The organism is Spirochaeta cellobiosiphila DSM 17781 (genome assembly GCF_000426705.1).
GTDB lineage: Bacteria > Spirochaetota > Spirochaetia > DSM-17781 > DSM-17781 > Spirochaeta_E > Spirochaeta_E cellobiosiphila.
The window spans coordinates 128,752-141,330 of sequence record NZ_AUFW01000012.1 but is presented as its reverse complement, the minus strand read 5'-3'; the positions used below and the strand labels follow the sequence as shown (position 1 = coordinate 141,330).

General features: G+C 37.1%; 8 protein-coding genes and 1 tRNA gene. 5 read left to right on the top strand and 4 right to left on the bottom strand.

All coding sequences use genetic code 11. The features are described from left to right. Nucleotides 1-13: 13 nt before the first annotated feature. The 3 genes from K345_RS0102430 (at nt 14) to adhE (ending at nt 4,890) form a co-directional block, all read left to right on the top strand. A complete protein-coding gene (locus K345_RS0102430) occupies nt 14-1,003 on the top strand; it encodes an ABC transporter ATP-binding protein (RefSeq protein ID WP_028972825.1) in 990 nt (329 codons plus the stop codon). Continuing rightward, complete coding sequence (locus K345_RS0102425; RefSeq protein ID WP_028972824.1) at nt 996-1,976, top strand: ABC transporter ATP-binding protein; 981 nt, start codon at nt 996-998, stop codon at nt 1,974-1,976. Before K345_RS0102430 ends, K345_RS0102425 begins: the two co-directional genes overlap by 8 nt. A 325-nt stretch (nt 1,977-2,301) precedes the next feature. Continuing rightward, nucleotides 2,302-4,890: a bifunctional acetaldehyde-CoA/alcohol dehydrogenase gene (gene adhE / locus K345_RS0102420; RefSeq protein ID WP_028972823.1), complete on the top strand. Its 2,589-nt coding sequence runs from the start codon at nt 2,302-2,304 to the stop codon at nt 4,888-4,890. Between the two features lie 385 nt (nt 4,891-5,275). Here the strand turns inward: adhE and K345_RS0102415 are convergent. The 4 genes from K345_RS0102415 to K345_RS0102400 form a co-directional block, all read right to left on the bottom strand. Continuing rightward, a tRNA-Leu gene (locus K345_RS0102415) sits at nt 5,276-5,359 on the bottom strand. Between the two features lie 47 nt (nt 5,360-5,406). Then, complete coding sequence (locus K345_RS0102410; RefSeq protein ID WP_028972822.1) at nt 5,407-6,801, bottom strand: glycosyltransferase family 4 protein; 1,395 nt, start codon at nt 6,799-6,801, stop codon at nt 5,407-5,409. A gap of 37 nt (nt 6,802-6,838) precedes the next feature. Then, on the bottom strand, nt 6,839-7,540 hold the full coding sequence (locus tag K345_RS0102405) for a 5'-methylthioadenosine/adenosylhomocysteine nucleosidase (RefSeq protein WP_028972821.1): 702 nt from the start codon (nt 7,538-7,540) through the stop codon (nt 6,839-6,841). After that, nucleotides 7,530-9,761: a methyl-accepting chemotaxis protein gene (locus tag K345_RS0102400; RefSeq protein WP_028972820.1), complete on the bottom strand. Its 2,232-nt coding sequence runs from the start codon at nt 9,759-9,761 to the stop codon at nt 7,530-7,532. The genes K345_RS0102405 and K345_RS0102400 overlap by 11 nt, the downstream gene beginning before the upstream one ends. Nucleotides 9,762-9,867: 106 nt before the next feature. Between K345_RS0102400 and K345_RS0102395 the strand changes: the two genes are divergently transcribed. Both K345_RS0102395 and K345_RS0102390 read left to right on the top strand, forming a co-directional pair. Continuing rightward, nucleotides 9,868-10,602: a lysophospholipid acyltransferase family protein gene (locus K345_RS0102395; RefSeq protein ID WP_028972819.1), complete on the top strand. Its 735-nt coding sequence runs from the start codon at nt 9,868-9,870 to the stop codon at nt 10,600-10,602. 480 nt (nt 10,603-11,082) lie between these two features. Then, nucleotides 11,083-12,579, top strand: a complete 1,497-nt coding sequence (locus K345_RS0102390; protein WP_169714746.1) for an acyl-CoA dehydrogenase family protein — start codon at nt 11,083-11,085, stop codon at nt 12,577-12,579.

Genomic DNA, 12,579 nt, shown 5'->3' with positions numbered 1-12,579 from the left:
TTAAGGTTTAACTATGAATGATATACTTAAGATAAACAAATTGAATGTCGCCTTCTATACTCAGCGAGGCAGACTTCATACGATTAGAGATTTAGACTTGTCCATAGGAGAAGGCCAAACTGTCGCCTTGGTAGGAGAATCAGGATGTGGGAAATCTGTAACGGCCCACTCTATTACAGGATTAATCCCTACCCCTCCAGGGAAAATAGAAAGTGGTGTCATAGAATATAAAGGAACTAATCTTACCGATCTTAGTCCCAAAGAACTGAGAAAATATCGGGGTAGAGAAATATCCATGATATTTCAGGAGCCCATGACCAGTCTTAACCCTGTATTCACCATTGGACAGCAGATTGCTGACGTTTTTAGATCACATGAAAGCATCACAAAGAAAGAAGTTATGGACAAAGCTGTAAAACTTTTGGATCTAGTTAAAATACCTGCACCAGAAAGAAGAGTAAAAGAGTATCCACACCAAATGTCCGGTGGTATGCGACAACGGGTCATGATAGCTATGGCCTTGGCCAGTCCCAACCCTGGTCTCATTATTGCTGATGAACCAACTACAGCTTTAGATGTAACAATACAGGCCCAGATACTACAGCTTCTAACAGATTTAAAGAGTCAACTAAATGTATCGCTATTACTGATTACCCATGATATGGGTGTTGTTTCTGAGACAGCAGATAAAGTGATTGTCATGTATGCAGGACGAAAAGTGGAAGAAGGTCCCGTTGAAGAGATTTTTGCCAATCCCAAACACCCTTACACCATTGGGTTATTAAAATCACTCCCTTTAAGCAAGGAAAACAAAGGGAAAAGTAGACTAGAAACGATAAAAGGAACAGTTCCTGATCCTTTGGCGATTGGAGAAGAATGTCCTTTCAGTAATCGTTGTTCCCGTAAAACAGAGGCTTGTTCAAAATTTCCTGTACATGCAACAGGAACGGACGATCACATGGTATTCTGCCATAATCCAATTAAAAGAGGCCAGGATGAGTAAGATAGTCACAGTAGAGAGTCTAAGAACATACTATACCTTGCCCAGAGATACTTTTACAGGACCAGTTCCTACGGTTAAAGCTATCGATGATGTTAGTTTCAACATTAACCAAGGAGAGATACTTGGTGTGGTTGGAGAATCTGGTTGTGGGAAATCAACTTTGGGCAGAACACTCATTAGGTTAGAACAAAAAACAGCTGGTACGGTATTGTTTTCCAATGCAGCTTATACAAACCAGGATATTTTTGATATGTCATTACAAGAATTGAAGGATTTTCGCAGGAATGTACAAATGATATTCCAGGATCCTTTTAGTTCCTTAAATCCTCGAAAAAAGATTGCCCATCTATTAGAACAACCTATGAAGATTCATAATATAGGAAGCTATAGAGATCGTAATGAACGAATTAATCAATTAATGAAGGAAGTGGGACTTGATCCAAAATATAAAAATAGATTTCCTCATCAATTTTCAGGAGGCCAACGACAAAGAATTGGAATAGCACGAGCTTTGACAGTAAATCCAGAGTTTATCATTTGCGATGAAGCTGTGAGTGCCTTAGATGTATCTGTACAAGCTCAAATTCTTAATTTATTGCTGGATCTTAGAGAAAAACATAATCTGACATACTTATTTATATCCCATGATTTGGCTGTTATTGAATTTTTGTCCACACGGATACTAGTCATGTATTTAGGTAAGATTGTTGAAGAAGCTCCTAAGGAAGAGCTAATGAAGACTCGCTTACATCCTTATACGATAAGTTTATTCAAAGCATACCCATCGACAGAGCCTTCAGCTAAGAATTTGAAAGAAAAAATTATTGTAGGAGACGTCCCAAGTCCCTTACATCCACCTAAGGGATGCCATTTTCATCCTCGTTGTCCTTTAGCTAAGGACAGATGCAAACAAGAGGCTCCTCAATTAAGAGAGATTTCGCCAGGACATAAAGTCGCTTGCCACTTTGTTTGATAAGGGTGGCACTGGAAAAGAGTCTGTTGCAATATGGCATTTGTGACAGCTCTTTTTCATTTACTATATTTTGAGAACAGGATACTACAGTTCTAATATCAAAATCTTCGCTTTTAAAAAAAAGAATTCCAGATAGTAATATGACTTAAACTGATCATATAAATAAATTACGGCAAAGACGATTTTCTTCTACGAATCATTTATTTTCATAAAAAGATATTTTTTTATCGAAAGTACTTGTCATACTCAAAGACTATCTATAAGATATTTTTTATCGGTATTTATATATCGATATATATTACTCCATACCCATAAGGAGAAGATTATGGACGCTGTAAAAGAAAAACAATTAGCCTTATTAGATCAAAAGATCGAAAAACTTAAGGCCGCTCAAAAAGTTTTTGCCACTTACTCACAAGAGCAAGTAAACGCAATTTTCAGATCCGCAGCACTTGCTGCTAATGCAGCTCGTATTCCACTGGCACAACAAGCACATGAAGAAACAGGAATGGGAGTAACAGAAGACAAGATCATCAAGAATCACTTCGCTAGTGAATACATTTACAATAAGTATAAAGACTTAAAAACTTGTGGTGAAATAGAACGTGATACCGTAGCTGGAATTATCAAAGTTGCTGAACCTATCGGTATATTAGCTGGTGTTGTTCCTACCACTAATCCAACTTCAACTACCATATTTAAATCATTAATAGCCTTAAAAACTCGAAATGGAATTCTCTTTTCTCCACACCCTAGAGCAAAAAAATGTACCATAGATGCAGCAAAACTAGTACTTGAAGCTGCGGTAAAAGCCGGGGCTCCTGAAGGAATTATTTCCTGGATCGACGAGCCCTCAATCGAAGTATCCAATGCCTTAATGACGCACAAAGACGTAAACCTCATTTTGGCAACAGGGGGTCCCGGTATGGTCAAAGCGGCTTATTCAAGTGGAAAACCTGCTCTTGGAGTAGGCGCTGGGAACACTCCGGTTATTATTGAAAAGTCAGCAGATTTGCCTATGGCTGTCAGTTCAATATTAATGAGTAAAACCTTTGACAACGGAATGATTTGTGCTTCAGAACAATCCTTGGTAGTAGAAGAATCAATATACAATGAAGTAAAACGACTCCTCACAAATCAAGGGGCCTACATACTTTCAAAAGAAGAAAAGAAAAAAGTAGCTGGAGTTATCCTAAAAGACGGTAAACTAAATCCTGGTATCGTCGGACAACCTGCCTACAAAATAGCAGCATTAGGCGGTGTGACCGTACCCCAATCAACCAAAGTAATTATTGGTGAAACTAATGTGGTCGATCATGCGGAAGCTTTCAGTATAGAAAAACTAAGCCCTGTCCTTGGCTTATTCAAAGTGAAGGATTTTGATTCTGCACTAGATAAAGCCGTTGATCTTATCCGATTAGGAGGAATGGGACATACATCTGTACTTTATACCCACCCTGATAATGGGGAAATGATCAACAGCTTTGGAAACAAAATGGAAACAGGTAGAACGCTTGTTAACATGCCCTCCAGTCATGGCGCTATTGGAGATTTATACAACTTTGCCCTTAATCCTTCTTTGACTCTAGGATGTGGTAGCTGGGGAGGAAACTCTGTGTCTGAGAATGTTAATCCTGAACACCTAATCAATGTTAAAACGGTAGCTATGAAAAGAGAAAATACTTTATGGTTTAAATTACCTGCCAAAGTATATTTCAAGCCAGGTTGTTTAACTGAAGCACTTAAAGACTTAAGAGGTAAACAAAGAGCCTTTGTTGTCACAGATAGATACCTATCTGGAACGGAGATGTTCCAAACATTAATTAAAACACTGAATGAAAATGGAATGTCAGTTGAAGCTTTCACCAAAGTATTACCTGATCCAACTCTTAGTACAGCAAAAGAAGGAGCTGCTGCAATGGAAGCCTTCCAACCTGATGTAATATTAGCCCTAGGAGGAGGATCTCCTATGGACGCAGCTAAGATTATGTGGGTGCTGTATGAACACAAGGACATTGATTTTGAAGATTTAGCTCTTCGATTTATGGACATAAGAAAACGAATCTATACCTTCCCTGAAATGGGTATAAAAGCTGATTTTGTGGCTGTACCAACTACTAGTGGAACAGGTTCTGAAGTCACACCTTTTGCTGTAATAACTGATGATACAACAGGCAAGAAATACCCCATCGCAGACTATGCGCTGACACCTACAATGAGTATTTGTGATTCCAATCTAGTATCAGATATGCCACCTGCCCTAACTGCTTTTTCAGGAATTGATGCTGTTACCCATGCCCTGGAAGCAATCGTTAGTGTGATGGCGTCCCCTTACACAACACCTATTGCCATGGAAGCCATTCGATTGCTATTTGAATACTTACCAAGAGCCTATAAGGATGGTGCTAAAGACCCAGAAGCACGAGAGCAAGTTCACAATGCTTCAACTATGGCTGGTATGGCCTTTGCGAATGCCTTCCTTGGGGTCTGTCACTCGATGGCTCACAAATTAGGTGCCCGTTTCCATGTTCCTCATGGCTTGGCTAATGCACTTCTGATCAGTCATGTTATTAGATATAATGCTTCTGAAGCACCAACAAAGCAGGGAATATTCCCTCAATATAAGACACCAGAAGCCAAAGAAAGATATGCTCGTGTAGCAGACTACCTTAGTTTGGGTGGTAGAACAGCTGATGAAAAAGTTGAAAAACTTATAGAGGCCTTGGAAGAATTGAAAGCTAAGATTGATATTCCTGCTACCATAAAAGAAGCAGGAGTTAAAGAAGCTGATTTTGCAAAAGCTGTTCCTTCCTTAGCTGTTGAGGCATTCGATGATCAATGTACAGGTGCAAACCCTCGTTTCCCATTAATTAGTGAATTGGAGACATTATACTGGGATGCATTTAGAGGTTAAGTTCTTTATCAAAATATAATAATGTCCAAGACCGTCGTTCACTCCTGTCGACGGTCTTTTTTTATTTTGAGTAAGGATAACTTTCTCGCTAAAATGGGACTTATTATCAATATCAATAGTCAGTAAAAAACTACTATAAATACCAATGCGAAATACAGACATCAAATAAAATGATCCATGACTTTGTGCTATTCCGACCATACGATAAAAGAGTGCTGTTGAAATACCGGCATCGCGACAAATCTTGCTCGGCCTGTTTTAAGTAACCAATAATCTGGTTGTTTGTGAATTGTTACTTTCTGATGTGGTTTTAACATCCCAAGGTTTAGTAGATTTTTCTACTTATATGTCCACTGCTTTTGTGGGGAGAATACAGGTTTAATGTTGCCCAGAAGAGGACTTGAACCTCCACAGGGTTTCCCCCACTAGAACCTGAATCTAGCGTGTCTACCAATTTCACCATCTGGGCTAATGGTAAGAGGTTATCCCTCAGTTTATTAATTGTCAATAAGAGGTTTATACAGAATATTCTTTTCTTGCTTTGGCTATGCGTCTTCGACTTGCTTTGATTTCATCCCCATAATCATTCAAGGCTTTAGACAAACACTCTTTTAACTTTCCATAACCGAACTCTTTGTTGGCAATATCAAAATTGTGTTGAACAATTTGCTGAACCTCTGAAGGATGGTTTAGCAAATGCTTAATATCTAATAAAACAGAATCTGGAATTATTAAGTTACCATCTTCATCGTATTCATCACGAATTTCTATATTTTGAATACCCGTACCTCTAATATCGGTTTTATAAACAAGATAGGTGGTGGTAACCACAGGCACTCTTGCGGCTATCGCTTCTAATAAGGCATTCCCAAAGCCTTCCCATATAGGAAGATAGGTAACTAAGTCAGCATTAACCAGAACATCTCTATTGGTATAAATTCTTCTATTATCTTTATCTAAACTTCGTACAGAAGCGACTCGATCTGATATGAGGTCCATCGATACATCTTGTTTAAGGGCCAAACTCTTTATCTCTTCAACATAGTTATCATCAAGCTCATCCCCTTGATAAAGACTTATTATGAATTTTATTCTTTGACCTAATTCAGGGAATCTTTTCTGTAACATTCCTATAAGTCGAATAGAATCTTCAATGCGCTTACGAGGAACAATCCTTGTTGGTTGTACAATCAGAATATCGCTTTTAGAGTAACCAAAATCTTCTCTAAAACACATGTTATAATCATCCTTAACTGGTGCTTTGGAGAAATCTTCACAATTAGGTACTATTTTGGGATTTACCCTTTTAATTGAACGTAAAATGTGAGCTGCATAACTAGAGATAACAAGATGATCTACTCCGATATCAACAGGGGGCATTATCTCATTCAACAACGCCTCTATTTTATTGGCACTAAAACGGCTGCGTTCCCACCAAAAATCATGATGATGAAAAATAGTTGCTACTCTTTTTTCTGTAGCGACCCTATGAATAGCTATAGCTCCTAACAATGTCATTGGCATGGCATTAGTATTTTCTCCAACCAGAACATCTATATTATATCGTTGAACAATTTCAAAAAGATCCAGTGCAACAGCCTCTCCTTTTATAAGAAGATCTTCCACAAGTTCCTCCGAGTATATTTGCCTGATAGGCTGAGGTCTTCTCCGTATATGAGGGAAAAAAGCATTCTCCCATTTTTTTTGATAGTCCGTGCCAAAACGTATGGCTTCCAGAGTTATCTGATTTTCCATAGGAATATTGGAGAGAGTACTTGCATAGAAACCGGCAATGGTAAAGACTTTGTGCCCAAGTTCATTAAGAACATCAATCCATTTATCAACTTCAAGTGAGACACCATCCACATCACCTAACTTACCAGATACAATGGCTATAGAAAATGAATCCATAGAATCCCCTCCAACATATTAGTTAGGATAAGTATACCTATTGGATAAAATCATTTTCAATGGTATTTATGATATGTTTTACTAACATATGAGAACGATGACTAACTTGAGGTAAGAACTTTTTCATGTTAGGGAAATTTTTGCCGTCACTATTATCACTTATCGATCGTATAACCAAATGAGGAACATCATTAATATAACAAGTCAAGGCTACTGCAGCACTTTCCATATCAACACAATCACCATCGAATTCTAAAAGGTTTTCTTTTTCTGTTATGAATTGATCACCTGATAGGATTAATCCTTGATAAAGAGAAACATCATCGAACTCACATGTCATGGCATGAAGAACAAGTTTTTCATTAGCAGGAATTACTTGATAGGTAGTATAAGGAATATGTCCTTTTGAGTATCCAAACTTGGTAGCATCAATATCATGCTGCATAGTAGAATTACCGATAATAATGTCTCCCATTTGATATTTACTTTTAAGGGAGCCTGCAATTCCTGTGAATAAAACAGCACAAGGCTTGTACTCATCAATCAGCTTCTGAGTAACAATAGTAGAGAGAACCTTACCTACTCCAGATCGTGCAATTACAACTTTCTTATGACAAAGGACACCGACATACCATTCGAACTCTTTCCATTGTATTTTTTCTTTTACTTCAAGTTCTAGAAGTAAACTTTTTATTTCACCAGAGAGAGCTCCGATTATTAGGATCGTATCATCCTTCATTAGTTAATTTCACCAGTGTATCAATAGATTGTCTATTCTTTATTTCCGTTTGTTGCACTCTATTTATAGAATCAGCTAATCCAGTTGTAGAGCTAATAATTTGATCCATACTATGTGATACTTGATCTGATATCTTGCTTAATTCTCCCACGACACCATCTATTTGGGTTGTTCCAGCACTTATAACAAGAGACCCTGAACGGACATTCTTACTAATAGATTCTATAGAAGCTATAGCTTTTTCTATATCATCCCCTCTTCGACCTTGTTGATTCAGAGTATCTAGTAATAATTTAAGAATTTGCCCAACCTCTCCGGTTGCTTCCGTAATATCATTAAATGCCTTTTCTGTCTCATCTGTAGATATAACGATATCATTAATCCCTTTGGAAATTGTTTCTAACTCCTTTTTTGTTTCTAATGATTGTAAGGTCGTTTGTTCTGCTAAACTCCTAATCTCATCAGCTACAACGGCAAAACCTTTTCCTGTATCTCCTGCATGTGCGGCCTCAATTGCGGCATTCATTGCCAATAAGTTAGTTTGCTCTGCTATGGAAGCCACAAGACTATTGGTTTCAATAAGACTCTCTGAACGTGTACTCATATCTTTTACCAATATAGACACCTGATTTACACGATCACGTCCTGTCCCTGCATTATTTTTTAACGTATCAAAAGCTGTTTCTAATGATAAAAACTGATTCTTTAAAGCTTCAACACCATCAAGAAGAGCACGTGTAGCCTGGTTAGTACTTGATATCTCAGTATCCTGTAATTTAATACCAGCTTCCAGTCCTGACAGAGAACTCTGCATATTTTGCACAGCATCTGCTGTCTGAGTTACACTCTCAAGCTGTTGATGAATAACGTTTCCTACTTGACCAATATGATCTGTAATATCTTTTGTTGAAGACTCAGCATGTTCCATACTCATCCTCAGCTCTTGTCCTGCTGAGAATAATTGAGAACAGGCTAATTTAATCTTTAGCACCATAGCTTCCAGTCTTTTGTTTGAAGACTCGATGTCACGACTTAAATCCAGAGCTTGCATTTTTGCTATAGAGGAACGCTTTGCTAGTAGCGTGGCTTGACTGAAAAAGAACAATAAAGTTCCTAGAGGTAATAAAGAAGGAGTATAGAGGAGATGCATGGCATTAAGCATATCATTTATAAAAGTTAACAGGAGGAGTACAAAACCAATAAAGACAATATAGGCTCCTTCTCGTTTACGTACAAAAGCCATAATAATAGCGAATAGAACAAACAGAACTTCAAAAATCAAAATAATTTGTTGTACAACCATTAAACTTGTAAAAATAGTGGCTGGAGTAACTACAATAATCAAACTATACAGTAGCCCCTCCCCCATACTAATCCGATCGAACCACTTGTTGACTTCCAGGGGGAATACTTTACGTAAAAAGGAAATCAATACAGGTGCCATCAGAGCCAAACTCAAATACTCAATCTTTATTAAAATAAACCAAGGAATAGAAGAGATATACTGGAGGGCCACAGAATCTGTTACAAGTCCACGTAAACTAGCTATCATAGTAAATAAGAAGAAATAAATTATTGAGAGTTCCTTTCGTTCATAGTAGAACAAAACAAGATGATATAAAGATATGGCAAGCAACGCTCCAGTGATGAGTAAATCTTTCACTAATGACGTCAAAAAATCTTCCTGAAGAGCATCATAATTACCTATTTCTAATTGAGTAAGGATTCCCCCCTCACGATGATGATAATTAGAAACTTGAATGGTTATTGTCGCTTGCCCTGAAAGAGCCCCTAAAGGGTAAATCATCCTTTTAAACAAAGGGGTTTCCTCCCCTTTGCTTTCTCCAACAGTACCAATAGATCCAAGTAGTTGATCGTTTATATATAATGTAGCGGCAGTATTAATTCGTGGTATATAGAGACCGAGGTTTTCATGATTCTGACCTAAATTTAAGTTTAATTTATAGGTACCATATCCAGAACTAGGATGATTAGAATTGTTGGATTCTGACCATTGTCCGGGAATATTTAAAAATTCCTTTGAGGAACCTTTCTGAAAAGGTTCAAGAAACTGCTGCCAATAAAATTCCCATTCCCCAGCAAGCTTAATAGGGGTACCATCCCAGTTTCTTAGATCTACAGTTCCCTTACTTATATTATTTTGAGCCATCAATGAATGGGCAAAAATGAGTCCAATGATAAGTACAAACTTTATTTTCATTAATTATTTCTCCTATTTTTCCATTTTAAAATAGTAAAACACTTTGTCAAATAACTATTCTCTTCTATAATCGGGAAAACATTCGGATCTATTCAAGGAGTTCCCCGTGTTTTATGGGATATTATCTATTTTTGTTTGGTTATTTGTAGCCATTACATCCATTATTTTTTTTCCAATTGCACTTTTAATATTTTTAGTCACCCTGCCTTTTGATCGAAACAGAAGAATTCTCCATAGTTTTAGTTGTTTTTGGGCTAGTTCATATGTATGGATTAACCCTCTATGGGATCTACACTGGGAAGGGAAAGAATTAATAGAGAAGGATAAACCTTTTGTATTTGTTTCCAACCATCAATCCCTTTTAGATATCATATTGTTGTACAACCTATTTACTCACTTTAAATGGGTATCAAAAGACAGTCTCTTCAATATTCCCTTCATTGGCTGGAATATGTCTCTTAATGGTTACATAAAACTACGTCGTAAAGACCCTAAAAGTCATTTAAACCTTATCAAAGAAGCCGGTAAGCATTTACAAAGAGGCTCCTCTATAATTTTATTTCCAGAAGGGACAAGGAGCCCTGATGGGGATATCCATAGATTCAAAGATGGGGCTTTCCTTATCGCCAAGAAATACAGAGTGGGGGTCCAACCCATTGTTCTGGATGGCGCGTATCAAGCTATACCTAAAAAAGGTTTAATGATGAATCACAAACAAAGGATCAATATACGCGTTCTCCCCCCTATAAGTGCAGAAACTGTAGGTCAACTCAGAGTAAAAGACCTTTCTATAAAAATCAAAGAAGATATGGATTCAAACCTCAAAGAAATTCGTGTTTAACATTATTAACAACTGGTTCTAACTAACAGCATTAGCCTGGATAACTTAATCAAAATATTAAAAATCAAGCTAATGTTGTCTTAGAAACATTTTTGTATATCTCGGGTAAAGTCAAACTAATATCTTCTACTAATTCTCTTATTAGAACCAACTATGAAAAGATTTCCAGAGTTACCAGATACGTATGCTGAAACAAGGATGTACAAATGAAAGAGGATAAGCTTCACCTGCTATTTCCTCCATTAAACCATGAGCATAAGTCCTGTACAAAGACATTTTAGCATTCCAAACCTATAAAAAGTATCATCCCTTCCTTTCGAGTTATCAAATGAACTCTAAAGCGTTAGAGATAGTTGCGGTAAATTAAAACTTACATAATTGAACAAAATGATCAAAATATTTGACAATTTACCTATTTCGCCTTGCTCAAGTATTTCTTAACTATTATTATCAGAATTATAAAGCGAGGAACTTATGAACATGAGAAACAAATCAGATAGAAAGTCATTTATAGCTGACTTTGAACAAAAACTAACAAACCTGTTTACTCTTCGACTAGATCCCTTAAAACAAAATCTACAAAGAGGGATACCTCCTTTCCTTTTGAATGAAGTATTAAACCTAAAACCCTTATCAGCCTCTATTCCTACGGAATTTGGAGGAAGAGGAGCAGATCCAGTAGAAATCCTTTCTATACTGGAAACAGCTTCCTATCATTCATTACCATTATCCTTAATGTTAGGAATAAGTGGAGCACTCTTTTCAGAGCCACTGGCAAAATATGGAAGAGAGGATGTCAAAAGAAAGGTCTTTAGCCAATTAATGAACAACAATAGGTTGGGTGGTTTGATGATAACAGAACCCGATTTTGGAACTGATGCATTAGGAATGCAGACCAATTATAAAAAAGTCGAGGATACTTATCACATCCAAGGAACAAAACATTGGGCAGGATTATCCGGCCATGCGGATTATTGGTTAATGACAGCAAGAAAACAAAAGGATGACTTATCCTTAAATAGGGATATTGATTTCTTCCTTTGTGACTCTTCAGATCCTAACCAGCAGGTAATAGCCGAAGAATACTACAACAACTTAGGTCTTTATTTTATTCCTTATGCCAAAAACCGTGTTGATATCCATGTACCTGTCAATTACAAGCTAGAACCTAAAACAACGGGAATAAAACTCATGCAAGATTTGCTACATAGAAGCAGAATGAGATTCCCTGGAATGGCACTTGGTTTTATTAAAAGGATGATGGATGAAGCCATTGCTCACACTAAAGAACGATTTATTGGTGGTCGTCCATTAACAGCATTCGATCAAGTACAACGAAGATTAGCTGAACTCCAAGCATGGTTTACAGCAGCTTCTGCCTTTAGTAAAAATGCAGCAGAGATATCTGGGATCCAGAATGATTTAGAAAAGCAAGGTCTCATTGCAAATGTACATAAAACAATGCTAAGTGAAATGATGCAAAAAGCTAGCCAGTCTCTATTGACCCTTGTGGGGGCAGCGGGATACAGACAAGATCATTTAGCTGGTAGATCAATAACAGATAGTCGTCCTTTTATGATTTTTGAAGGTTCAAATGATGTAATTTTTAATCAGATAGCAGATTCTTTTGTTAAAGGGATGGAACGAATAAAAGAAATGAACCTTCTTAACTATATCAAGACACATCCTTTGACAACAAAGGCAAGTGATTTGTTTGCTAAGCACATTAATTTTAATATCTCAAGTAACCTTAATCAACGTAAACGAGTTGATTTGGGAGAATTATTAGGTTACATAGTTACAGCTCAGCTAACGCTTGAGTTAGGAGAATCTGGTTTCAACAAAGATTTGATTAATAATGCCTTGAGTGTTTTCAGGGAAAAAGCTGCCTCATTGGTAAATTCTATACATGAAGCCTCTGAAGCATTCTGTCTAGAAGATTACCTACCCCATTCACAATGGCAGGAATCTTTCTAG

Bases quoted from the DNA above. Each gene is read 5' to 3' on its own strand.
- K345_RS0102425 (WP_028972824.1), top strand. From the start codon at position 996: ATGAGTAAGATAGTCACAGTAGAGAGTCTAAGAACATACTATACCTTG.
- K345_RS0102400 (WP_028972820.1), bottom strand. From the start codon at position 9,761: ATGAAAATAAAGTTTGTACTTATCATTGGACTCATTTTTGCCCATTCA.
- K345_RS0102405 (WP_028972821.1), bottom strand. From the start codon at position 7,540: ATGAAGGATGATACGATCCTAATAATCGGAGCTCTCTCTGGTGAAATA.
- adhE (WP_028972823.1), top strand. From the start codon at position 2,302: ATGGACGCTGTAAAAGAAAAACAATTAGCCTTATTAGATCAAAAGATC.
- K345_RS0102410 (WP_028972822.1), bottom strand. From the start codon at position 6,801: ATGGATTCATTTTCTATAGCCATTGTATCTGGTAAGTTAGGTGATGTG.
- K345_RS0102430 (WP_028972825.1), top strand. From the start codon at position 14: ATGAATGATATACTTAAGATAAACAAATTGAATGTCGCCTTCTATACT.
- K345_RS0102390 (WP_169714746.1), top strand. From the start codon at position 11,083: ATGAGAAACAAATCAGATAGAAAGTCATTTATAGCTGACTTTGAACAA.